The organism is Pseudoalteromonas sp. SS15, assembly GCF_049257195.1.
Taxonomy (GTDB): domain Bacteria; phylum Pseudomonadota; class Gammaproteobacteria; order Enterobacterales; family Alteromonadaceae; genus Pseudoalteromonas.
In genome coordinates, this window is record NZ_JBMMUD010000001.1 from 188,870 (window position 1) to 213,932 (window position 25,063).

The 25,063-nt window shown below is 38.2% G+C and carries 23 protein-coding genes; 20 read left to right on the forward strand and 3 right to left on the reverse strand.

Annotated features, from left to right (window positions below; translation table 11 throughout):
• Positions 1 to 7: 7 nt before the first annotated feature.
• Positions 8 to 1,909, forward strand: coding sequence for a S9 family peptidase (locus AAEU28_RS00845; RefSeq protein ID WP_421962547.1), 1,902 nt, complete (start codon positions 8 to 10; stop codon positions 1,907 to 1,909).
• Positions 1,910 to 2,045: 136 nt separating this feature from the next.
• On the forward strand, positions 2,046 to 2,876 hold the full coding sequence (locus tag AAEU28_RS00850; RefSeq protein WP_421962548.1) for an alpha/beta hydrolase: 831 nt from the start codon (positions 2,046 to 2,048) through the stop codon (positions 2,874 to 2,876).
• Between the two features lie 54 nt (positions 2,877 to 2,930).
• On the opposite strand, the gene rrtA is transcribed toward AAEU28_RS00850, so the two are convergent.
• Positions 2,931 to 3,527, reverse strand: coding sequence for a rhombosortase (rrtA, locus tag AAEU28_RS00855; protein WP_421963086.1), 597 nt, complete (start codon positions 3,525 to 3,527; stop codon positions 2,931 to 2,933).
• Between the two features lie 87 nt (positions 3,528 to 3,614).
• Here rrtA and ggt point away from each other — a divergent pair, with 87 nt between their 5' ends.
• From ggt to AAEU28_RS00930, 15 genes are all read left to right on the forward strand, one after another.
• Positions 3,615 to 5,372 carry a gamma-glutamyltransferase gene (ggt, locus tag AAEU28_RS00860; protein ID WP_421962549.1) on the forward strand — a complete coding sequence of 586 codons (1,758 nt, stop codon included), beginning with the start codon at positions 3,615 to 3,617 and terminating at the stop codon, positions 5,370 to 5,372.
• Positions 5,373 to 5,538: 166 nt separating this feature from the next.
• A complete protein-coding gene (locus AAEU28_RS00865; protein WP_421962550.1) occupies positions 5,539 to 7,233 on the forward strand; it encodes an NAD-dependent malic enzyme in 1,695 nt (564 codons plus the stop codon).
• Positions 7,234 to 7,521: 288 nt separating this feature from the next.
• Positions 7,522 to 8,334, forward strand: coding sequence for an ABC transporter substrate-binding protein (locus AAEU28_RS00870; RefSeq protein WP_421962551.1), 813 nt, complete (start codon positions 7,522 to 7,524; stop codon positions 8,332 to 8,334).
• A 90-nt stretch (positions 8,335 to 8,424) separates the two neighbouring features.
• Positions 8,425 to 9,129: an SIMPL domain-containing protein gene (locus AAEU28_RS00875; RefSeq protein ID WP_421962552.1), complete on the forward strand. Its 705-nt coding sequence runs from the start codon at positions 8,425 to 8,427 to the stop codon at positions 9,127 to 9,129.
• A 251-nt stretch (positions 9,130 to 9,380) separates the two neighbouring features.
• The gene (locus AAEU28_RS00880; protein WP_421962553.1) at positions 9,381 to 10,034 is read left to right on the forward strand and encodes a sulfotransferase; all 654 of its coding nucleotides are present in this window, start codon (positions 9,381 to 9,383) and stop codon (positions 10,032 to 10,034) included.
• Positions 10,035 to 10,088: 54 nt separating this feature from the next.
• A complete protein-coding gene (locus AAEU28_RS00885; RefSeq protein WP_421962554.1) occupies positions 10,089 to 10,661 on the forward strand; it encodes a tRNA-(ms[2]io[6]A)-hydroxylase in 573 nt (190 codons plus the stop codon).
• Between the two features lie 37 nt (positions 10,662 to 10,698).
• Complete coding sequence (locus AAEU28_RS00890) at positions 10,699 to 11,199, forward strand: shikimate kinase (RefSeq protein ID WP_421962555.1); 501 nt, start codon at positions 10,699 to 10,701, stop codon at positions 11,197 to 11,199.
• 211 nt (positions 11,200 to 11,410) lie between these two features.
• Positions 11,411 to 11,824: a LexA family protein gene (locus AAEU28_RS00895; RefSeq protein ID WP_390444718.1), complete on the forward strand. Its 414-nt coding sequence runs from the start codon at positions 11,411 to 11,413 to the stop codon at positions 11,822 to 11,824.
• Entirely contained in the window at positions 11,812 to 13,071 is a 1,260-nt protein-coding gene (locus AAEU28_RS00900) for a Y-family DNA polymerase (RefSeq protein WP_421962556.1), read from the forward strand. The genes AAEU28_RS00895 and AAEU28_RS00900 overlap by 13 nt, the downstream gene beginning before the upstream one ends.
• A gap of 83 nt (positions 13,072 to 13,154) precedes the next feature.
• The gene (locus AAEU28_RS00905; protein WP_421962557.1) at positions 13,155 to 13,880 is read left to right on the forward strand and encodes a hypothetical protein; all 726 of its coding nucleotides are present in this window, start codon (positions 13,155 to 13,157) and stop codon (positions 13,878 to 13,880) included.
• 298 nt (positions 13,881 to 14,178) lie between these two features.
• Complete coding sequence (locus tag AAEU28_RS00910) at positions 14,179 to 14,562, forward strand: response regulator (RefSeq protein WP_421962558.1); 384 nt, start codon at positions 14,179 to 14,181, stop codon at positions 14,560 to 14,562.
• Positions 14,559 to 15,461, forward strand: coding sequence for an AAA family ATPase (locus tag AAEU28_RS00915; protein ID WP_421962559.1), 903 nt, complete (start codon positions 14,559 to 14,561; stop codon positions 15,459 to 15,461). Before AAEU28_RS00910 ends, AAEU28_RS00915 begins: the two co-directional genes overlap by 4 nt.
• Positions 15,461 to 16,399, forward strand: a complete 939-nt coding sequence (locus AAEU28_RS00920) for a DUF58 domain-containing protein (RefSeq protein WP_421962560.1) — start codon at positions 15,461 to 15,463, stop codon at positions 16,397 to 16,399. Before AAEU28_RS00915 ends, AAEU28_RS00920 begins: the two co-directional genes overlap by 1 nt.
• Entirely contained in the window at positions 16,389 to 18,323 is a 1,935-nt protein-coding gene (locus AAEU28_RS00925) for a transglutaminaseTgpA domain-containing protein (RefSeq protein ID WP_421962561.1), read from the forward strand. Before AAEU28_RS00920 ends, AAEU28_RS00925 begins: the two co-directional genes overlap by 11 nt.
• Position 18,324: 1 nt before the next feature.
• Entirely contained in the window at positions 18,325 to 19,647 is a 1,323-nt protein-coding gene (locus tag AAEU28_RS00930) for a Na+/H+ antiporter family protein (RefSeq protein ID WP_421962562.1), read from the forward strand.
• Between the two features lie 287 nt (positions 19,648 to 19,934).
• On the opposite strand, the gene AAEU28_RS00935 is transcribed toward AAEU28_RS00930, so the two are convergent.
• Both AAEU28_RS00935 and AAEU28_RS00940 read right to left on the reverse strand, forming a co-directional pair.
• Positions 19,935 to 20,843, reverse strand: coding sequence for a GGDEF domain-containing protein (locus AAEU28_RS00935; protein ID WP_421962563.1), 909 nt, complete (start codon positions 20,841 to 20,843; stop codon positions 19,935 to 19,937).
• A 393-nt stretch (positions 20,844 to 21,236) separates the two neighbouring features.
• On the reverse strand, positions 21,237 to 22,250 hold the full coding sequence (locus AAEU28_RS00940; RefSeq protein WP_421962564.1) for a S66 family peptidase: 1,014 nt from the start codon (positions 22,248 to 22,250) through the stop codon (positions 21,237 to 21,239).
• Between the two features lie 165 nt (positions 22,251 to 22,415).
• On the opposite strand from AAEU28_RS00940, the gene AAEU28_RS00945 reads away from it, so the two are divergent.
• The 3 genes from AAEU28_RS00945 (at position 22,416) to AAEU28_RS00955 (ending at position 25,000) form a co-directional block, all read left to right on the forward strand.
• Positions 22,416 to 22,991 carry a PilZ domain-containing protein gene (locus AAEU28_RS00945; RefSeq protein ID WP_421962565.1) on the forward strand — a complete coding sequence of 192 codons (576 nt, stop codon included), beginning with the start codon at positions 22,416 to 22,418 and terminating at the stop codon, positions 22,989 to 22,991.
• Positions 22,992 to 23,067: 76 nt separating this feature from the next.
• The gene (locus tag AAEU28_RS00950; protein WP_421962566.1) at positions 23,068 to 24,111 is read left to right on the forward strand and encodes an agmatine deiminase family protein; all 1,044 of its coding nucleotides are present in this window, start codon (positions 23,068 to 23,070) and stop codon (positions 24,109 to 24,111) included.
• Between the two features lies 1 nt (position 24,112).
• Positions 24,113 to 25,000: a carbon-nitrogen hydrolase gene (locus AAEU28_RS00955; protein ID WP_421962567.1), complete on the forward strand. Its 888-nt coding sequence runs from the start codon at positions 24,113 to 24,115 to the stop codon at positions 24,998 to 25,000.
• The last annotated feature ends 63 nt before the right edge of the window (positions 25,001 to 25,063 follow it).

The following is a 25,063-nucleotide window of genomic DNA, read 5'->3' on the forward strand; positions in this document are numbered from 1 at the left end:
ATTCGCGATGATGCGAACGATTGTATCAGTCAGCTTAGGACTGGCTTTAAGTGTTGGTGCTTTTGCCAATGAGGTGATGACACCAGAAAAGTTGTGGGAACTAAAAAGAGTCAGTGCCTTAGGCCTTAATAAAGATAAAACCCACGTTATTTATAAAGTTACAACACCGAGCATTGAAAACAATAGTTTTGATAGCAAAGTTTATCAGGTTTCTTTAAATGGTGGCGATGCACAACTATTAGAAAACTACCAAGGTGTTGTGATCGACAAAAGCCTTTCACCTGATGGCACGAAAAAACTTTTCCACAAAAAAGTTCAGCTTGAAGATGTACTTGCGACAGAACGTTACAAAGAATTAGGCAAAGCCAATGCGTATGTGTTCGACGATTTAAATTACCGTCATTGGGATACTTGGAAAGACGGTAAGTATAAACATGTGTTCTACCAAGACCTTAAGACAGAAGAAAAAGTCGATATCATGAAGGGCATGCCGTTTGATAGCCCAACATCGCCGTTTGGTGGTGCCGCTGATTATACATGGGGTCCAAAGGGTGAAAACATTTATTATGTAAGCAAAAAGCTTACTGGTACTGAGTATGTAAAAAGCACTAATACTGATATTTATCGTTATAACCTTAAAAGCAAAAAGACGACCAATATCACCGAAAGTAATCTAGGTTACGACAAATACCCTGCATTCTCTGTAAAAGGCCACTTAGCTTGGCTTCAAATGGATGAAGCAGGTAACGAAGCAGATAAAAACGATATTATCGTTAAAGTTAAAAATCGTGAGCTTAACTTAACTGAGCACTGGGATGGCACAGTAAATAGTTTTAAGTGGAGTCATGATGGTAAAAGCATTTACTTTATTGCGCCTATCGATGGCACAGTTCAACTTTTCCAAGTTGCTGTGAATACAAAAGGTAAATCTAAGCCAAAAATTAAACAGCTTACTAAAGGTCAGTTTGATGTAAATGGCATTGTCGCTGTGCTAAAAGATAAACTCGTCGTTACCCGTAATAGCATGAATGCGGCACGTGAAATTTATCGCTTTGACCTACGCAGCAAAAAGCTGACTGCTCTAACCAAAGAGAACGATGCTTTCTATGCGGGTCTTGATTTACCAAACGTTGAAAAGCGTATGGTTAAAACAACAGATGGTCAAGACATGCTGACTTGGGTGATTTACCCGCCTAACTTTGATAAGAAGAAAAAGTATCCAACACTTCTTTATTTACAAGGTGGTCCACAGTCTGCACTTTCACAGTTCTATTCTTTCCGTTGGAACTTCCAAGTAATGGCTTCTCAGGGCTATATTGTTGTTGCACCTAACCGTCGTGGTATGCCAGGTCACGGTGAGCAATGGAACAGAGACATCAGTAATGATTGGGGTGGTCAGGTAATGGAAGATTACCTTGCTGCAATTGATGATGTTGCGAAAGAGTCTTACGTTGATAAGTCTCGAATTGGTGCTGTAGGCGCGAGCTACGGTGGCTATTCTGCGTTTTATTTAGCAGGTAACCATGAAGGTCGATTCAAAACCTTTATTGCACACTGTGGTATTTTCGATTTACGTAGTATGTACGGCACAACTGAAGAGCTGTTCTTCGTAAATAACGAGCTAGGCGGTGCTTATTGGGAAAATAACGCATCTACAAACAAAGCATACGGTCAATTTAACCCAATCAATCACATTGATAAGTGGGATGCTCCGATGTTTGTTATCCATGGAGCAAAAGATTACCGTGTACCACTTGAGCAAGGTATTGCCGCTTTCCAAGCTGCTAAGTTACGTGGTTTAAAGAGTCGCTTCTTACTATTCCCAGAAGAAAACCATTGGGTACTGACACCGCAAAACGGCATTGTTTGGCAGCGTGAGTTCTTTAAATGGTTAGAAGAAACACTATAACAATTTCCTTGAGTGATTTACCAAAACGCCAGAGATTAGAGCTCTGGCGTTTTTCATTCAACTTTCTTATTTATGCAGTCGCGTATAAAGTGACTTTTTGCTGCTTTAATCTTTATAAACTTATAAGGTTATTGATTTGTTTTCTTACTCGTTCAAAACATTCTATAAGCTGATTTTATGTTTTTCTTTATTGATTCTTGCTGGGTGTGGAGGCTCTGGTTCTGACGGTTCAGAAAAGCCGAGTACTCAGACACTTCAACCTTTCCAAGCTGGAGAGCGTTCAATACTTAAGCCTGTTTCTTCTTCATTTACAGGTGTTACTTATCCAATTCAGCTATATTTGCCAAAAAACATAAGTGCCAATAAAACTTACCCTGTTTTATATGTTTTAGACGCAGAGTGGCATTTTAGTAAAGTGGCCGATAGTTTGGATGAACTAGAAATTGAAGCCATTATTGTTGGCATTGAAAACTTTGTCGATGCTAGCTACAAGCACCGTGAAGATTACTCTCAATGGCCGTTAGCGCAAGATTACTTTAATTTCATTGTTAATGAGTTAGCGCCAAAATTAGAGTCGAATTATCCAATAAATCAATCTAAACGCAGCATAGTTGGACACTCTTATACCGGTTTGTTTACAGGTTTAGCCATGTTAATGGATGACCCACAAGATCCGTTTTTTAGCGCGCATGTCTCGTTCGATGGTAGCTTTTGGGCGCATACAGAAATTACCCCTTTACTTGTTTCTGATAGAGGCGTGCTTGATAGTCGTTTAAAAAGCAAAGCCATTTTGATTGCAGCTAGAGGCAAAGTAAGTAATGGCCGATATGTAGATTGGTTTCAAGAGATGCTGGAGTATGAGCAATTTAAAGAGCTCGAAATCGTAAAACTAGACTATAATGTTGATCATATCCCTGTGGTCAAACACGCAATGGATGACGCGATGAGAGCATTACTCATCGACTAGTGAGTCTATTAATTTAAAAAGGCCATATCACTCTATGGCCTTTTTAATATTTATTTAATCTGTCTTTCCTGACTTGTCGTTTAATTTGTTTCTAATTAATCCTAATCCCATTATTAGACCGCCAATTGCACCAATTAAATGTGCTTCAATGGCGACACGTGATTTGATCAATTCGCCGACTTCAGCGCTTGGTCCAGCCCATTGCTCCCAAGCGAGTTTTGCCCAAATACCAATGAACAAAAGAATGCCTGACCGCATACCCACTTGAATGTCTTTAAGTGCGCCCCAAACGATAACACCATGTAACAGGCCACTTAGCCCAGTGTAGACTTTTATATCAGGTACAAATAGCCAAATACCCAATCCTGTCCATAAAGCTAAGAAAGCGGTATGAATATAATATTGGCTTTGTGTTCTATGTTCTGCGTGTAACAGCCATATGAAACCAATACCTACAATGTTAAGTAGTAAATGTGTTGTGTTCGTGTGTACAAATTGGCCTGTAAAGATCCGCCAGATTTCACCTGCTTCGATTTTATCTCGATGAAACTCTAGTAAGTCATTGGTATTTAGGATCATTAAGGTAAAGCTTAATAATGCAAGCAGGATGGGAGGCAATATGTATTTTTTATCTAGTGGCAATTGGATCATCAATCAAAATTCTTTTTTATTTTTTGCATATTTTGCCCGTTTACTCTTATCATGCAAACCAGAACTTGAAAATTAATGACAACAACTATGACATTCAAATCTCTGCCTTTTGCGTTATCGCTTTGTTCATTGGCTTTATTAAGTGCCTGCTCTAGCCAAATCTCACCAAAACAAGAAGTAAGAGAGCCAGAAGCAGCCACTGGTTTTACAAAAAAGCAAAAGCAAATCGCCGATAATTATATGATTGCGGCTGCAAACCCTTACGCTGTTAAAGCGGGAAAGTTAATGCTCGATAAGGGCGGCAGTGCAATTGATGCGGCAATTGCCACGCAATTGGTTTTAACCTTGGTTGAGCCTCAATCTTCAGGTATTGGTGGCGGTGCTTTTATTTTGCATTACGATCAAAGTGAAAACACACTTACAACGTTAGACGGCCGCGAAACAGCACCCGCTAAAGCAACCTCTAGTTTATTCTTAGATGACAATGGTAAGGCTGTGCCTTGGATTAAGGCCGTTGTAGGTGGTCGTTCGGTGGGTGTGCCCGGTATTCTTCACGCCTTTGATAAAGCACACAAAGAACATGGTAAATTGGCTTGGGCAGAGTTATTTGAACCAGCCATTGATTTAGCAGAGCAAGGGTTTGTTGTTTCGCCACGATTAAATATGTTGTTGTCTAAAAAGTTTAATCCGGGTCTTACCCGTTTACCCGAAGCGAAAGCCTATTTTTACCCAGATGATCAACCTTTAGCAGTGGGCAGTATTCGTAAAAACCCTAAATTGGCTACGTTATATAAGAATATATCTGAGCAGGGTATTTCTGCTTTTTACACAGGCCAACATGCAAAAAATATGGTTGATGCAGTGCAAAACTCTGAAATTGCACCTGGGTTATTGTCTTTATCAGACCTGGAAAATTACCAAAGTAAATATAGAGACGCTATCTGTACGTCTTATCATGCTTACAAAGTGTGCTCTATGGCACCTCCGAGTAGTGGTGGCGTTGCTGTACTGCAAATTTTGAAATTACTCGAAGGTAAAAAGTTAAGCCAATATCAGCCTAATGACCCTAAAGCGCTGCACTTATTTACCCAAGCTTCACGCTTGGCATTTGCAGACAGAAATCATTATGTGGCTGATCCTGACTTTGTGACTGTGCCAACCGATGCACTACTTGATGATGAATATCTAGCTGAACGTGCAAAGCTGATTTCAGACACAGATAACCATAAAGTCCCAGTAGGTAAGCCGCTAAACGGCACGTTAAGTTATGCCGCTGATAACAGCTATGAACTGCCTTCAACTACCCATGTTTCAATTGTGGACCAAGCGGGCAATGCGGTCTCTATGACCAGCTCTATTGAAATGGCCTTCGGTTCGACAGTTATGGTTGATGGCTATTTGTTAAATAACCAACTAACCGACTTTGCGCTTTCTCCTAAAAAGAATGGCCAATTGCGCGCTAATCGCGTTGAAGCCAATAAACGTCCACGTAGCTCTATGTCGCCTGTTATGGTGTTCAACAAAGATGGCAGTCTACGTTTAGTCGTCGGCTCTCCGGGGGGAAGTCGTATTATTAACTATGTTGCGCAAACAGTCATTGGTGTACTAGATTGGCAGTTAGATATACAGTCTGCCATTAATCTTCCTAAAGTAACTAACCGCAATAAAGTCACGACTTTAGAAAAAGGCACTGAACTTGAAAAACACCAAGGTTATTTCGAAAGTTTAGGCCATAAAGTCTTTATTCGAGATTTGAACTCAGGTTTACACGGTATCGAACTGGTCGGAGGTCGTCTTGTAGGTGGCGCAGATCCTCGACGAGAGGGTATTGTGCTCGGTGAATGACGGCTAAACCCATAGGTTTAGTGATATTTTTAAGATATACTGCAAGGCTCTTTAATTATTTAGTTGTGTTAAAGCGCCTTTTTTATTTACAAGCAATTTTTTGCTTTCTTGCTTATTCACAGCTAAGTAATAATAAAATCAGCCAGACGTATCATTACAAGTAAATATGACTAAACAAACCGATCCAAATTATCTATATATCCCATATTCAGGTCCTAACCTGTTAGAAACGCCTTTATTAAATAAAGGTAGTGCATTTAGTCAATCAGAGCGTGAGAACTTTAACCTGAATGGTTTATTGCCACCGCGTTTCGAAACCATTGAAGAGCAGGTAGAGCGTTGTTATCAGCAGTACTCTTCATTCAAAGATAACTTAAATAAGCACATTTATCTGCGTGCAATTCAAGATAACAATGAAACTCTTTACTACCGTTTAGTCCGTGATCATTTAGAAGAAATGATGCCTATCATTTATACGCCTACGGTAGGTGATGCATGTGAAAAATTCTCTGATATTTATCGCAGCTCTCGCGGTCTATTCATTTCATATGAAGAGCGTCACAACATCGATGATATTTTACGTAATGCGACAAAAGGCAAGGTAAAAGTGATTGTTGTTACAGACGGTGAGCGTATTCTTGGTTTAGGTGACCAAGGTATCGGTGGTATGGGTATTCCAATCGGTAAACTATCTCTTTATACCGTTTGTGGCGGTATTAGCCCTGCTTACACGTTACCTGTTATGCTTGACGTGGGTACTAATAACGAGAAGTTACTTGCTGATCCTATGTATATGGGCGCACGTCATAAGCGTATCAACCAAGAGCAATACGACGAGTTTTTAGACTTATTCATCAAAGCGGTTAAACGTCGTTGGCCAAACGTGCTTCTTCAATTCGAAGATTTTGCACAACCAAATGCCATGCCTCTACTTAAGCGTTATAAAGATACGATTTGTAGCTTTAATGATGATATTCAAGGTACTGCGGCGGTTACTGTAGGCTCTTTACTTGCTGCTTGCCGTGTTAAAGACGTAAAACTGAGCGACCAAAAAGTTGTGTTTGTAGGTGCAGGCTCTGCGGGTTGCGGTATTGCTGAGCAGATAATCAGTCAAATGGTATCTGAAGGCATTTCAGATGAGCAAGCGCGTAGCCAAGTGTACATGGTTGACAGATTCGGTCTACTTACTGAAGGTATGGAAGGGCTACGTGATTTCCAAGCTGCGCTTGTGCAACAAAAAGATGCGTTAACTGATTGGCAATATAGCGGTGACTTTGCGTCATTATTAGATGTAATGCACTGTGCGAAACCAGACATTTTGATTGGTGTTTCTGGTCAGCCTGGTTTGTTCACTGAGCAAGTGATTAAAGCGATGCATGCAGGGTGTGAGCAGCCAATTATCTTCCCGTTAAGTAACCCTTCACGCCAAGTTGAAGCACATCCAAAAGATGTTATCGAGTGGACGAATGGCCAAGCGATTGTTGCAACTGGTAGCCCATTCGGTGAAGTGGAATATAATGGTGAAAAGTTCATTATTCCTCAGTGTAACAATAGCTATATTTTCCCAGGTATTGGTTTAGGCGTTATTGCAGCTAAAGCCAAGCGCATAACTGATGCAATGCTGATGGTATCAAGTGAAATGCTTGCTGAAGCGTCACCTCGTGCAAACACAGGTAAAGGCAGTTTATTACCTGCGCTGGTGGAGATTGAGCCATTAAGTAAGAAGATTGCGTTTGCTGTTGCTAAGAAAGCGATGGAAGAAGGCGTTGCATTAGAAATGTCTGATGAAGCTATTCTTAAAGCAATCGATAAAAACTACTGGTACCCTGAGTACCGTAATTACAAGCGTTGTAGTATTTAATACTTAGCTTGTAATTTAAATTGAGCCAGCAAGATTGCTGGCTTTTTTTATGTCTAATTTTTCCAAGCTTCTATACTTATAACAATCCGCAATAACACTTAATCATATTGAGGGATTAAACCTGATGATAGCTGTGTTAAAGACCTCTAATTTAGAACAACTAAATAACGAAATCTTTGCCTTGCTACCAACAAGGTTTTCTTGCCTCAAAATAGATCACTTAGTTAAGCGGATTGGTACTAACCTGAGTTCAGGTTAATTACCTTAACTATGTGGTGAGGCAAGTTGATGAAGTATGCGCTAGTGTTCTTATTGGGATTATTTAGTATCGGACTTTATGGAGCACCTTTAAAAGTGAATATCGCTTCTGACTATGTACCGAGTCCTAAAAGTAGTGCCGATATGGTTACACGTTTATTAATTGATATTTCAAAAAGACTATATCCGCAGTTAGAAATAGACTTTATGCCCGCAAGTCGCATTCGCGAGTGGCGAACTTTGAGTATGTATCCAAATACGTGTTTGTATAACAAAGTTAAAAACCCAAAACGTGAAGCCCTAGCTTATTTCTCAGCCAGACCGCTTACGGCATTTCCTGCGAATAGATTAGTTTTAAGAGATAAAAAAGGATTCTCCGCTGATGTTGCTTTAAATGATTTAGTCAAAACCGACTTTAAGATTGCCATAACGAAAGGCCGAAGTTACGGAAAAAACATTGATGATTTTATTAAGTCCCATCCACAGCTATTTGTTGTGAATGAAGGAGAAGAAAGCGCGAAGCGTCTACGCAAAATGCTCATGCAAGGTCGCTTTGATGGCATGATTGAATATACGTCAGTCATAATAAGCGAGTATGCGAAGGTACTAGGTGAAAATAAAATTAGTTTTCATCGCATAATTGATCAAGCGCCGAGTGTATTTGGTTATATTGCTTGTGCAAAAACACCGCAAGGAAAACAAGCGATTAATTTATTTAATAAAAAAATGGCCGAATCAGAGGTTCAAGAGTTGATAATTGAAGCGCATAGAGACTTATTTTCACCTCATGAGCGTGACTTTATTAGCGACTCTTTAAAAATTGCCTTTTCTATTCAGCCATAATTAATCAAGTTTTTACTTTAATAGCGCATCTTTGGTCAAATTAGGCTGTTTGTCGCTTATATTGGCTTAATACCTATAAATGGAGCAGGTATGTTTAAAAAATTACTAGCCGTATCGTCTTTACTTTTATCTTCAAGTTTTAATTACGCTTATGCAGAGCCAACAAGTCCACACTTAAGTGTGGCAGGGTACGCAGAGAAGCTTGTTCAGCCAGATCAAGTTGTTTTAAGTGTTGCAATTTCTCAGTCCAATAAAAACATTAACAAAGCAAAAGATGAAGTAGACAGTGTGATTGCGCGAGTTATTAAAGTCGCTAATACTTTTAATGTCAGTAAAAACAACATTGATGCATCGCAACTTAATATTTATCGCCAACATGAATACAACCGAGGCACGCAACAGCAAGAGTTTACGACTTTTCAGGTAACACGTAATGTTGAGATAAAGCTGACAGATGTCGATAAATATGCGCAATTTTTACAACAACTTGTTGAAGCCGGCGTCAATGAAATTGGTTTTACGCAGTTTTCTTATTCAAAAGCTGATGAAGTGCAAAATCAGCTTAAAAAGCTTGCTATAAAAGACGCTAAATCTGAAGCTAAAGAACTTGCCAGCGCATTCGATGCGAAATTAGACCGTGTTTACTCTGTAAATTTTGCAAATGCGCCATCTATGCCAACACCATATGCAAGACAGACGATGATTGAGACGGGGCAAGCTCGTAGTCAGGCTTATAATGTCTCTGATATTGTTATTTCTTCAGAAGTTTTCGTTACTTATTTAATTAAACAGTGATACCCATCCTCAATAATACTCAATTATTTTGAGGGACTAAAACTGACGCTAGCGTCTTTGAAAATTTCTTATTTAGAACAAGTAAATAGCAAAATTTCGATTTGCCTATATGGATGTAGGTACCTCAGCGAGAGCAGGACGCGTTAGCGGTGCTATCGACAAGTTTTTCTTGGCTCTAAATAGATCGCTTAATTAAGAGGATTGGTATAAATTTTTCGTTATAATGCGCGCTTACTATTGTAGGGCGCATTATGAGTAAAATCTTTATTATCGGGTTACCGAGAACGGGCACAACAAGCTTATGTGCCGCATGCATTGAACTTGGTTTCACGACAGCACATACAGCTTATACAATAGAGACATTTAATAACGCACAAGTCATTGCCGACACGCCCGTATTTAATGATTATGCGTTGCTGTCTCTAAAATATCCTGATGCTAAATTTATCTATTTAGAAAGAGACTTAGAAGTTTGGCTGCCGTCTATCTCTAAATTATTAACGCGCATGTCAGGAAACCTTTTTTCTGATAAAGGGGGTTTTAATGACACCATCAAGCGCTGTTTTTTAAACTCCTTTTCGGGATTAGATGCCGAGCATCTTGATAACTTTGAATTTCTTACTAAGTGTTACGAAACACATAAAGCCAAAGCCATTACGTTTTTTGAAGACACTCAAGCGCAGCATTTGTTTTTGAATGTTAGCCAGCCAAACAGTTTTACAAAACTGTGTGATTTTCTAGAAGTTGATGTTGCTAGCACTGAAATTACAGACATGCCTAAGCTCAACGTGAATGGTAAGGTTACGGCTTGGAATGACTTAAAGCACCCACTTAAAGTCAGCTCTACGCGCATGGGGAAAGTAGATAAAGACGCCGATTTACTTACATTTATGCAATCGGTTTAATTCATGTATGTCCTACGCTAAAATACCCGCAGTTTATATTGATTAAGAATGTTTATGTTTGAACTGAAGTACCACACCCCGTTTAATTGGACTGAAAAAGTACTCGCTGATTTTGATACCTTTTTACAAGATCACGCTGCCGCAGAGAAAAAAGCATCTGGCATGGCTATGTCTATGTTGGGGCATTACCCAGACAGAATTAAGCTTGTGAAAGCCATGACCGATTTAGCCATCGAAGAGATGATCCACTTTAAACAAGTGTTGAAATTATTAACAGAGCGTGGGGTTACCTTAGGTAACGACCAAAAAGACCCTTATATTAAAGGTATGCGCGCTTTATTTAGACAGGGCACTGATGAATTCTTAATCGATCGTCTATTAGTGGCTGCAGTGATTGAAGCGCGAGGCCACGAACGTTTTTCTTTAGTTGCGGAAGCTTTACCAGAATGCAAAGAGAAAGACTTTTATGTTGCCATTGCTAAATCAGAAGAAAAACATAAAAACCTGTTTGTAGAATTGGGCTACGAATACTTCGATAAAGACATTATTGATGCTCGCTTAGCTGAAATACTGGAAGCTGAAGCTGAGATCTGTAAAAAGATCCCATTTACAGCGGCGCTTCATTAATCAATTTATTTGTGGCTGAATCAATAAGGACTAGCGAATGAAAACGATTATTTTTGGGAACTCGGGCTCTGGAAAATCAACGCTTTCAAAGCGTTTAGCACAAGCACATTCAGCCGCACATTTAGATTTAGATACACTTGCTTGGTTGCCCACGTCACCACCAACTCGGGCACCACTTGAGTCTTCGCTCGATAAAATCAGTGAGTTTGTTCGGTCCCATTCAGATTGGGTGATTGAGGGTTGCTATAGTGATCTCATTAAACCGATCACAGAGCAGTGTCAGCATTTGGTTTTTATCGATTTAGATGTGGAGATCTGTAAAGCCAACGCTAAAGCGCGTCCTTGGGAGCCGCACAAATACCCATCAAAAGAAGCACAAGATGAAAATCTAGACATGTTATTGGCTTGGATTGAAGACTATGACACCAGAGACGATGTATTTTCAAAAGCAGCCCATACAAAACTATTCGAGACTTTCAATGGCAATAAAGTGCGTTTAGAAAGCAATCAGCAAAGTAGGGCGTTTAGCTTGAAGTAGTACGTAATAAATCAAACCTCTCAAAATAGAGCTACTTATAGTGAGAGTTGGTATAAAAACTCAGCGGCTTGGTAAACATCAAGCCGCTTTTTTTTGCCGGCTTTATTCTAAAAGCGCTTCATAGCGCCACTTGGTAACGCTGTTAAGCTTGCCGATATGACTAATTATACATATACTGTATTTATATACAGTATATGTATTTTGGTGCAGTATGAAAGTAATACCTGTTAAAGCAGCAGCGGGGATCACCGGTTTTGAGTCTCCCGCAGCCGAATATAAAGAGCTCGGTTTATCCCTTGACCAACTTATAGTTGGTGACCCTAACGCCACTTTTTTGGGCCTCGCATCTGGTGACTCGATGCAGGGCGTTGGTATTTTTGATGGTGATTTATTAATTGTAGATAGGGCGGCCGAGCCAAAACACCAAGATGTCATTGTTGCCAACTTTAACAATGAGTTTGTATGTAAAATCCTTGATATCCATAATCGACGCCTATTGTCTGCATCACCTTTGTTTAAACCTGTGTTTATCAGTGATTGTGATGTTTTTCAGCTCGAAGGTATTGTGACTGGTTCATTAAGAATGCATCGGCAAAACATGAGATTAAAACAATGTATGCGTTAATTGATGCCACCTCGTTTTATGCTTCAGCCGAAAAAGTGTTCGACTTATCAATACGTAAGCGACCCGTTGTGGTGCTCTCAAACAACGACGGCTGCATTGTTGCTGCATCTCCTGAAGTAAAAAAACTTGGCGTTCCAAAGTTTGAGCCTTACTTTAAATTAAAGCCTATTTTAGATAAGCATAATGTGGTTATTCGCTCTTCAAATTATGAGTTATACGCCGATTTAAGTGACAAAATGATGGCCATTATCAACCGTTTTAGTGATCAACATTATGTATATTCCATTGACGAGTCATTTCTAAAGTTTGATGGCTATAGTGATGTGGTGAGCTCTTGGTATGAATATGGTCATCTTATTCGTCGCACAGTCTGGCGAAAAACCAAATTACCAGTGGGGGTAGGTTTTGGGCCAACACCGACACTTGCGAAAGCCGCTAATCATGCGGCTAAGAAGTTTGTAGGCGCAACAGGCGTTGCCGTTATTGACAGTGAAAAATCTCGAAAGCAAATTTTAGCCAATATGGCAGTATCGGATATTTGGGGCGTAGGGCGCCGATTAACCAAGCAACTTAAGTTATTCGGCATCGAAAGTGCGTTAGATTTGGCTAAACAAAACCCAAAAATAATGCGAAAACAATTTAGTGTTGTGCTTGAGCGAACGATATCAGAGCTTAACGGGGTGTCATGTTTATCATGGGATGATGTAAAACAGCGCAAAAAAGAAGTATTCAGCACCCGCAGTTTTGGTGAGCGCGTTGAAAACCCATTCGCACTTAAAGCGTCATTGGTAACGCATTGTTCAATCGTAGCCAAGAAACTACGCAAACAAGGATCTTTAACGAAGCGATTAATTATCTTCGCTCATAGTTCACCACATGAAGATAATTACTATAAAAGGTCGTTTATTCAGAAACTTGCTGTGCCATCGAATGATAGTATGGTATTTGCCAAACAAGTCGAGTTGGTATTCAGCCAATTGTTCCAACCTGGTGTGCGATACTACAAAGCGGGTATTGGCGCCATTGAACTCGAAGACGATATGCACCAACAAATTGATATGTTTAATGTTTCTGGCGATAAACCTGAGCTTATGCAATGTTTAGATACAATAAATAAACGCTACGGTAGTAGTAGCTTACGTATTGGGACAGAATTACAAAGTAATCAGTGGCAAATGAAACGAGATTGGTTATCGAGAAGATATACAACGCGATGGACTGAGATCCCGCTAATAAAATGCCAATAAAACATGGTAGAAAATATCGGTTAGAAAAAACAATCTATACTCAAAGCAGTAAAGCTAACGCAAAGTGCTTATGGTGAAGGAATATGTTTAACAAATTGATATTTGCAATAGTGATATTATTAAATTCAAATTTAGCAAACAGTACAAGCAATGAAATTTCAATTGGTATTGCTGTCAAAGAAAACAAATACATTGCAGATATAAAAGAGATTGTCACACAAGCTTACAACGAATTAGATAAGACCGTTATTTGGAAAAACTTGCCAACAAGCCGATCGCTCAGGTTAACGAATAAAGGTAAGTTAGATGCAGAATTTTTGCGAGTCAATTCAGTTGCTGATGAATATGAAAATCTAATAAAGATAGATGCGCCATTAATTTATGCATCTATCAATCTGTATTGTAAAAGCCCGAAAGATTGTGAAATGGCATTACAAGGAAAAATTCCGGTTGGCTACAACATGAGTTATAAAATCTACGAACATATCTGCAGAAAAGAATATTTGTCATGTTATGGCGTTAACACTAAGGGCGATCCAAATATACTATTCAAACACAATCAACTAGACGCGATTTTATCTAACGATTTAGAAATAGCAGCAAGCTTATCAAGCTTCGAGCAAGTTTTGTTTAAGAGTAAAAAATTAGAAGATGTTACAGGGCATCACTATATAAACAAAAAACATAAAAGCTTAGCTTCAAATTTAGAAGCTCAACTCTCGAAGCGCAGTCAAAACATAAAAAACAATTCGAAATCGATTTCAGATCTGGTAAAAAATAACAAACATATAAAACAATTAGATTTTTAAAAGTTCGGTGTTTGAAAATTCAATCTATGGAGAAGAGTATTGATAAGAGTAATAAAAGCTTAAATAAATCAAAGGCAGTGTATGTTTAACCAAGATATTCAGATAATTTAACATAATATAAATTATGTGATATTACGTCGTACTTAATGCAAATATGGACTTCTCCGTTTTAAACATTAAAAACACACATTAATGTCCAATACTAGACGGTATCGGACATTTTAAAGCGCTGTTATGTATTGTTTAATCTTGGCTGTTATCTTAGTATGAAGAAAAAATTTTTAAGAAGTAAAAACATATGGAATTTGTTAGACCACTAGAACCTATTTTAATTATCGACGACTCAGTTGAAGCCCGTGAGTATTTAAGCAATATACTAGAAAACCTCGGATTTGAAGAAGTATCTGGTTCTGAAGACTTCGAGTCTGCAAAACATCTCCTTGAAAAAAATCCCCCTAACTTAATTTTCCTCGATATTGAACTACCTAATACTGATGGTTCTGGCATTTTAGAATATTTAAATGATCACTATCCTAAATCACATGTCATTATGTGTTCTGGTCACAATAGTCTGGAGTGTGTACAAAATACTTGGGAATGTGGTGCTAAAGATTTTATAGAAAAACCATTTAATGCCAAGAAAGTTGATACCGTATTAAAAAGATTAGAACTGGTTACATGAATACAAAAATAAATACGCTCCTAGAAGCGCTTTCAACCGTTATCTATGACAAACAACCACAAGTAAAATTGGCGATTTGTAGTTTACTTTGTAAAGGCCACCTACTGATTGAAGATTTACCTGGTATGGGTAAAACCACTTTATCCCATGGTTTAGCTGAAGTGTTAGGTTTAACCTATCAAAGAGTTCAATTTACCAGTGATTTACTGCCTGCTGATATAACTGGCTCAACTATATTTAATACCGATAAACAAAGCTTTGTATTTCATGAAGGCCCTGTTTTTACACAAGTTTTACTGGCTGATGAAATAAATCGAGCGAGCCCAAAAACACAAAGTGCATTACTTGAAGCCATGGAAGAAAGACAAGTAACTATGGATGGCCAGACTCATCACTTACCTGAACCTTTCTTTGTAATTGCAACACAAAACCCACTTCATCAATCAGGTACACACCCCCTGCCAGAATCTCAATTAGACCGATTTTTTATGCGTGTAAGCTTAGGTTACCCGTCTAAAGATGCTGAGAAAAAACTTATACTTGGTGATCATGGTAGAAAAACAACGCTTACACAATTGATGGAATTAAACACCCTATCAGAATTGCAATCAGCCATTGAAGAAATGGAAATCAAAGATCAAGTTGTTCAATACATACTAGATTTAGTGAGTTTCACTAGAGAGTCTGGGTTATTTAAAGATCCCCTATCACCACGTGCGAGTATTGCATTAGGAACAGCCAGTAAAGCATGGGCCATGATCCATGGCAGAGACTATGTGACTCATGATGATGTACAGGCTGTTTTTCCAGCAGTTGCTGGCCACAGGCTCAACTTAGATGCCACAGAGCAATTTAGAATCATCGACGATATATACGCACAAGTGCCGGTTCAGATGTAATGATTAAACTGCCCCAACCTGCTTGGTTTGATGCTTTGTTATTAAAAAAGCATCAAGGAGACAGTATAAAACTCAAGCATGACACCATTTATGTTTCACCATCTAAATCAGGGCTGGGATTCTTAGGAATCGCAGTCTTAAACTTTATATTAGGCATTAATTATCAAAATAATTTGATATTAGCTGTCTCTTATTTAATGTTTGTTCTTCTACTTATGTGCTTGATATATGCTTTTAGTAATTTCAATGACATGCAGATTGAAGTAGCAGCAATTAAAGATGATTTTGCAGATAAGCGACCATCGGTGACCTTCAAAATTGAAAATCAAAAACAACGTTACGATATTCAGATTGAACATGTTGAAACAAAACAAAAAAACATTTTAAAAAGAATAAAAAATAACGAGTTTCTCGACGTGTTCTTGCCTGTAAAACGTGGTAAGCATACACTCGGTCGTTTTAAAATTCTGACTCACTATCCGTTTGGGTTAGTCACTATTTGGAGCTATTTGATAAGCGAAAAACACATCTATGCCTACCCAGCACAAATCGAAACAGAGCTTCCGAAAAATAGCTTCATTATCTCCGAAAAAGGCGAAAAAGCACTCGACGATCAGGCTTTAGCTGAAGACTTTAATGAATTAAAAAGTTATCGCGAAGGTATGAGTATACATAGGATATCTTGGAGGCATTTTGCCAAGAATAAAGAGCTATTAGTCAAAGACTATCAATCCCCAAATAAATCAGCAAGCTATGGTTTTGATTTTGATAAAGTTTCAGGTACTAAAGAAGATAAACTGTCACAGCTAAGTTTTTTAATCGTGCAGGCCGAAATAGAGCAACAAAGTTACGCCCTTAAATTACCAAATCGACTCATAACGTTAAGCCAAGGAAACAGTCATAAAAAGCAATGTTTGGAGGCGTTAAGTGAAGCTTAATCAAATTGCTTGCTCTGTGATTTATCTATTACTTGCTTGGATAATGGCCAATGATCTTGGTTTCGTTATTGTGTCTTATATTACGGGCTTATTTGTAGCTTATGAGTTGAACAGAGTAATCTACAAAAAGACCATAACAGGCAGTATTGTCAATGGCAGCGCGTTGGCGGGAATTGCACTGTTAATGGGGTTTGTTGGTGTAAAAAACTCAGTCGCATTTTTTGTGTCTATGATGTTACTTGCATCATTGCTCAAAATCTATCAAGCGCAAAGCGAAAGACAGACCATGCAGGTTTTTGTGCTTAACTTTTTCACAATCCCCTGTTTATTTATTTTTTCACAAAATTTCTTTTCAGCATTGCTGGTATTTATATTAATTGGCTTTAATTTAGCCTTAATACTGATCCATCAATATGAGTTTTCACCAAAGGAAGCCGTTAAAAACGCATTCAGCAAACTGGCCTTAACAATTCCAGTAAGCGTAATGCTAGTGCTTTTTATTCCTAAATTACCTGCATTTTGGCAACTTCCAGGACCGAACTCCGCGAAAACGGGCTTATCAGAGAACGTTGATCCATTTGAAATTTCAAAATTATCCGAGTCAAATGAGTTAGTCTTTCGAGCTATTTTCCCAAAAGAGCGAAATATAGAAGGCCCTTTTTATTGGCGTGCACTTGTGCATGATGAATTTGATGGTACGCGTTGGAATATGTCGTCATTGCAAAGTGTTTCAGCCAATTATCAAGCAAGTGATAATATACATAGCTACACTATTATTGCTGAGCCCAGTCATTTAAAGTGGTTATATGCGCTCGACAAAATGACAACAGAGCAAGATTTAGTTGCTACTAATGTATTTGGTCTGCCCTATAGAAAGCGCCCCGTCAGTTCAGCATTTGAATACAAAGTTTATAATGTCGTTGACACGCAAGACTCCAGTATTACCCGTTGGCAATACAGACAAAATATTCAATTACCAAGTAATTTAAACCCACAAGCAAGAGAACTAGCTGAACAGTTTGATAAGCAAAGTACTGATACTGCAGAATTTATTGCTTTATTAAGAAACTATATATTAGAGCAAGGTTTTACTTATACCCTTAATCCACCTATCAGTCAGTCTAATAACAAAATTGATGAGTTTTTATTTAATAACAAAGCAGGTTTTTGTGGGCATTATGCTTCTACAGTGGCCATGATGATGCGAAGTGTTGGGATCCCAGCAAGGTTAGTGTCGGGCTACTTAGGTGGTGAACTGAATCCAGAAAATAACTACTTCAGCGTTTATCAATACGATGCGCATGCTTGGCTTGAATACTACGTGCCTAATCAAGGTTGGCTTGAGTTAGATCCAACAGCATGGGTATCACCTGAACGTCTAAACGGTTCTTTGTCACAGCATAGTCAATTGTCTGAAGAGTTAAAAAGTAATATCGGTATGACACTGATGGGGTTGTCTGATGTCGCAATGGTTAACTGGCTACGCTTGCAACTAGAAGCATTTGATTATCAATGGACACGTTGGGTTTTAAATTTTGATGATCAAAAGCAAAGTAGTTTTCTCAAAGATATATTTGGTGAAAAAGCTAAAATGCTGTCAGGTATTGCAGTAATCATAGGGCTTTCTCTATTATTTGGAATAGTGTATTGGTTATTACAACGCAGTTCACATCAACCAACCCCCTTACCTGTTAAACTATTACGCAAGTTACAAGTTAGGGCTTTTGGTGAATTTGATAATACTAAAACGCCAGGGCAAATCATTTCGGCTATTCAATCAAAATATCCAAAGTTAGAAGCAGAACTGAGTAATTTTTTATATGAATTCGAAAAAGTCCGGTACGGAAATAAAAGTGGATTAGCAGAGTTAAAGAAACACTATTTAGCATTAACAAAACAGTTTAAAAACAATAAAAGAGATTAGTATGAATTCAGTATTAATTGGGGTTTTACTCATGTTAGGCCTGTCTTTGGCCAGAGTGAACGTGATTGTGGCAATGACAATCAGTGCGCTTTCTGCAGGTTTGATTGCAGGTCTTGGCTTAGGTGATACATTACAAGCATTTAACAGTGGTTTATCTGGTGGCGCAGAAATCGCTTTAAGTTACGCCATGCTAGGTGCATTTGCAGTAGCGATATCAAAATCTGGTTTAACACTCATTCTAGCAGATAAATTGCTGTCAAAAGTCGACAAGGCGCACTCTAAACATATGCAAACATTAAGTATGCTGATCATGACCATCATTTTGGCATGTGCGATTGCGTCACAAAATTTGGTCCCCGTTCATATCGCATTTATACCTATTTTGATCCCGCCATTGTTGGTGGTCTTTAATAAGCTACAGCTTGATAGACGTGCTATTGCTTGTATTCTAACATTTGGACTTGCGACTTCTTATATGGTTCTGCCATATGGCTTTGGCGGTATTTATCTTTATTCTATTTTGCATAAAAACTTATCTGAAAATGGCTTAGAAATAGTAAATACAGATGTGCCTGAAGCAATGGTTATTCCAGCGCTAGGTATGCTTGTTGGCCTGATCATCGCAGTGTTTTTTAGTTATAGAAAGGACAGACACTACTCAGAGAAAGCATCAGAAAAATCATCGACCAAGATAAATGTCGAGAATCCTAAAAAGGTAATGATCATTGGCGGTATTGCCGTTGTTTGTTCATTACTGGCACAAAATGTCAGTGGCTCAATGATTTTAGGTGGCCTTGTTGGCGTTATGATTTTTAGCATATTCGGCATTGTTAAATGGGAGCAAAGCTCTGATGTCTTTAGCCAAGGTGTTGCTATGATGGCCATGATTGGCTTTATCATGATTTCAGCTCAAGGCTTCGCGTCAGTGATGAAAGCAACAGGTGATGTAGCTAGTTTGGTTAACACCACAGCAGATATAGTCGCAGGTAATAAACCTTTAGCAGCTGCAATGATTTTACTAGTTGGTTTATTAATCACTATGGGCATAGGTAGTTCATTTTCTACAGTGCCAATTATCGCAACTTTATTTGTACCACTTTGCCTCACTATTGGTTTTTCGCCAATGGCAACTGCTGCATTGGTTGGCACCGCCGGGGCTTTAGGCGACGCGGGCTCCCCTGCTTCAGATTCAACTTTAGGCCCTACATCAGGGCTCAATGCTGACGGTCAACATGACCATATAAAAGACTCAGTGATCCCAACATTTATCCACTTTAATATTCCATTGCTCATATTTGGTTGGATTGCTGCCATGGTGCTATAAAGCAAAGCATCGTTATGAACAAACATGATAAGCCGCATTCACTTCTGATGCGGCTTTTTCATAAATGGCATAAATTAAATCGGCTAGATTAACCAAGGCAGATTAAAATAAAAAGAGTACTGCTTTATGAGTGATATTTCCAAGAAGGATAAAAAAAGGCCGCTAAACGCGGCCTAAAACACATCATGGGTAAACATGAGGGATAAGTGTGAAAACAAGTTCATTGTAATCATCCCTATGTAAAATAAAACCACATTATAGCGTCTAATAGATTCGATAAAACCTGATTAGATTGCTGGCGCGATTTCTACTCTATTACGACCATGGGCTTTTGCTAGATACAAAGCCTTGTCAGCAGAAGCAATAAAGTCCTCTAAACTTTGCTTTTGTTTATAAAAAGCAATACCGAAACTCGCAGTTATATTACGTATAGCTTTACCGGTTTTCTTGCCTTTAACTGAGAGCTTTTCTATATCTTGACGAATAGCCTGACAGAAATTTAATGCCTCGCTAACACTCTTGAAATCAGCCAAAATACAGAACTCTTCACCACCATATCGGTAAGCATTAGCTTTATTTAAACAATGTCTTGAAAGCTTATTGGCAACAACTTTGAGTACATCATCCCCTTTCTGATGACCAAAATCGTCATTAAATTGTTTAAAGTGGTCAATATCTAAAAAGATAAGTGTTTTAGAAATCGGGTTGCTGCTAATAAACTGATTGATATGTACTACAATATCATCGTCGAACTTACCTCGGTTAAGTAAACCTGTAAGTTGATCTGTCACTGCTGCTTCTTGTGTACTTACAAGGGCTTGTTTTAACTCTGTAATTTCGCTATATGCAGCTTGCAATTTTTTTTGAAAAGAAAAAGCTGTTTGCTGCATAACAACTGACTCTTCAGTCAGTTTATCAACATAGCTCAATACATTATCAAAACTAGATATATCATTCTTATCGAGCGCGCTGAGATCAGATTTACACTGCAACAAAACAGAATTAAAGCTTTGGGAACTCGCAAGTGTTGAGTCTATGTCAGTTTGTACAGACTCAAGTGTACCTTGAAAATTATCGGAGATCTGATGAAAAAGCGCTAAGTCTTTGTCAGACAAGTATTTGTCAAATAAATATCTAGCTGATGAAGCTGGGCAAGTGCCATGTTCTGCGAGAATATTATCAAGCTCAATATTCAAAGCTAAATTGCTACCTAGAACATAACAATACCAAATAGCATAATTTATTGGTGTTACGGGTATTTTATATTTGACCAGGAGCGGTATTGCTTGCTTAAGACACTGGGCAGAATGAGATAACGAGGTATTAAAATCCATAGTTGAGATAACTCATAGTGGCATTCACAATCAGTGATGCGCTTTATTTTTATACAATGGCAAGAAAAAACTAACCCTTAAGTGCTAAATTAATGGAAATCCAAAACGATATCAATTTAAATTTAAGGGATTATAAGAGAAAGGGATAAAGATATTAGGGGATGAATAAAAAACTAATACTTTTAACTAGTTAAAAGGAATTTGAATATACATCCCTATAAAAGGTAAAACCCAAACCGTTGAATAATAATAATTTTATATCAACTCTTGATTTAAGATTATTTTATTTTTTACAAAATTCACCTGCGCTGCCGCACCATTCACGAGTGTGAAATTAGGAGAAACATGGCCAATATCAAGGTTTCCGAAAACCGGAATTTTTAGATCAGCAAACACTTCTTTCAAAATAATTTCTTCATTTCCAAGTGAGTTATTCGAATACTCGAATTTATTTCTTCCGACTAAAATACAACGACAATTAGAAAAGAACCCTTTAATTTTAAGACTCAAAAGTGCACGTTTATATTGTGTTGGACTTAACTCCGCATTTTCTAAATAAGCTATGATGTTTTTTGAACCCCCCATATTTTCAAAAGACAAAAACTCTGAGCCCATCGTAAGCTGGAGAGTGTCAATACATCCGCCAATTAATGAACCTTTTAGAGGCGTTTGTTCATGATTGTTAATGATGATTAATTCACTCAATGTATCTAAAGAATAAGAAGACAACGGCTTACTTTTATAATCAGGGTAATCAAATTCATGAAAAGAAGATGACTTCTGTTCAAACGAATAACCCTCTGCTGCATTAAAAAGTAAATCAAACAGCAATTTAACATAATTGCAGTTTTCATTTCCTGCAATTTGCATCAAGTTAGCACTATGAATGGTATACCAGCCTACTCGACTTGTGATAGCTGTAGTCAAAGTGCTGATGTCAGAGAAGCCAAAAATCCATTTAGGTTTCGATTTTGCAATTACGTCCCAATTGAGTAAAGGCAAAACCTCTAAAGCAAAATCTCCGCCCCATGGCGGAATAACCGCATCATACTTATCGTCAGATAGATATTTATTTAAAGAATTTGCAATGCATTGTTTTGAAATGGCCGTATCAGATAAAACATTTTCATCGATATCAAGGTTAAGACCTTTTGACTTTAAAGTCTTAATGCATTCATTAAAACGCTTTTCAAAGCTCAGAGGTACTGGTGATGAAAAGGTGCAAACTGCAATTTTACACCCTTCTTTTAATTTAGTTGGGATCTTCATTGTTTTCCTTGTTTAATTACAATATTTATAGCACTGATCTATTTAATACTCAATTTGTATGATGTGTTCTATTTCATATCATATAGACACGACCGAATACAACAAAACTAGAGATTAATAATAAACAAGGTTAAGATACTTTAAATTTAATTAAGCCGTAACCCAATGAGCAGCAACTTAAAAGAAGAATTTAGTGCCTATTTTCAAGTAGAAGAAGCAAATCAAGTCAATCTGTTTGCTGTACAAGAAAGTGAAGTACCACAAACTAAACAAGCGCTAGAACTTTCCATCCCGCCACTTTTTAGATTGGCAAATGAAGTCAATGAATTAGACGTCAATGCATTAAGACCTCTGAGAAATTTAGGAGACGTTGCTTCTGAGCTTGCTGAATATTTAAAAGCACAGTCTAGAAAAATAGACCTAATAATGAGTCATATTCTCGCAACAGAACAACCCGACGACAGCAATCAATATTGTGATAGTTATGGCGGTGGCGGTCTTAAAGTGACGAGTGCTTCCCCCTTTTCTGTGGGTCAAAACTTAAGAACCAAGATTTTTTTAAATCATGAAGCCAGTGCGATTTATTGTTATACACAAGTCATTGACGTTGAATATTTGGGTGAAAATCAATATCAGCATACTTTGGCTTTTGCACAAATAAGAGACGATGATCAAGAGTTAATGGTCAGAGCAAGTCTACATGCACAAACAAGACAACTAAAAAAGAAGCAAAATAAATAACTAACAGACAAAAATACTGACAGTTCGAGTGTAAATGATAAAATAGAGAATTATATTTCTTTTATGTCAATCGCTAATGCAATTTACACTTTTACCAGAATGGGCCGAGCAAGATGCTGTTATGCTAACTTGGCCTCATTTAGACACTGATTGGTCTGATATTTTAGACAAAGTTGAACCTGTTTACGTCGCTTTATGCCAGCAAATTTCACAAGTGGAAGATGTGGTAATTGTTGCCCACAATGAATCACTTAAAGCTCATATTTCGAACTTACTAAAAAACCATGAAGTTGACCTTACAAAAGTTCATTTTGTAGTTACCCCGTGCAATGATACCTGGGCTCGAGATCACGGCCCTATCACAACTCAAAATGCCGACGGCAAGTTATCAATAAAAGACTTCACCTTCACAGGCTGGGGCAATAAATTTGCCGCTGAACTAGATAATAAAATAAATAGTGTATTGGTCAATGAACTTGCAGCACCTGAGACTGATTATGATGTCGTCGACATGGTGCTTGAAGGTGGCGGCATTGAAATTAATGAAGCGGGTACGTTATTAACAACCACCGAGTGCTTGTTAAATGATAACCGCAACCCAGAACTGTCAAAAGATGACGTTGAAGAAATCTTAAAAGATAAATTAGGCGCTAAAGATTTCTTATGGGTCGATCATGGTTATTTAGCTGGTGACGACACCGACAGTCACATCGATACCCTAGTCAGATTTGCACCGGGAAATACCTTGGTTTATGTTGGCTGCGATGATGAAAATGATGAACATTATGCTGCTTTGACTAAAATGGCTGAACAGTTGCGCTCATTTCGAACACCTGCAGGTGAGGCTTATAAACTAATTGAGCTACCTTGGCCAAAAGCCATCTTTGATGATGAAGGCTGCCGTCTACCAGCAACTTACGCAAACTATTTAATCATGAATAAAACAGTACTCGTGCCTGTTTATAATGATGAAAAAGATGCACTTGCTCTTAAACAAATTCAGCTAGCTTACCCAGAGCATACCGTGATTGGGGTTGATTGTGTTCCAATCATTCATCAATTTGGTAGCTTACACTGTATTACCATGCAATTGCCGAAAGGCTTTTTAAAGAGGATTTAACATGTCTAACAAATTAAAAGTGGGCATTGTTCAACACAGGAACTCAAGTGACGTTACAGAAAACACCAATAAAACAGTCGCTGAAATTAGAAATGCCGCAGCGCAAGGTGCAAAACTTATTGTGCTTCAAGAGCTTCACAGAAGTCTCTATTTTTGCCAAACAGAAGATACAGAACTGTTCGATTTAGCTGAAACAATCCCTGGACCTTCGACTGAACTGTACGGTGAGCTCGCGAAAGAGCTTAAAGTTGTTATTGTAACTTCTCTATTTGAAAAGCGTGCTACGGGTTTATATCACAATACTGCTGTTGTATTAGATACTGATGGCAGCATCGCTGGGAAATACAGAAAAATGCACATTCCTGATGATCCTGGTTTTTACGAAAAGTTCTACTTTACGCCTGGAGACTTGGGCTTTGAACCAATTGAAACGTCGGTTGGAAAATTAGGTGTATTAGTATGTTGGGATCAATGGTTCCCTGAAGCTGCACGTTTAATGGCAATGGCTGGCGCTGAGTTATTAATTTACCCGACAGCGATTGGTTGGGACCCTCGCGATGATAAAGATGAGCAAATTCGTCAACGCGACGCATGGATCATCTCACAGCGTGCACATGCTGTTGCAAATGGAGTGCCTGTTATTTCAGTGAACCGTGTAGGTCATGAAGCAGATCCATCAGGTCAAAGTGAAGGCATTCAATTTTGGGGTAACTCCTTTGTAGCAGGCCCGCAAGGTGAAATGTTACTTCATGCTGATGAGCAAGAAGAACAAACCTTAACGGTAGAAATTGATCAGGCCCGTAGTGAATCTGTTCGCCGTATTTGGCCGTATCTACGTGACCGCCGTATCGACCATTACGGTGACTTACAAAAAATTTATAGAGATTAAACAGAGGTGGTGTTAAGCACCTCTATACAATCCTCAGCATTATTATAATAAATAGGAGCTTTC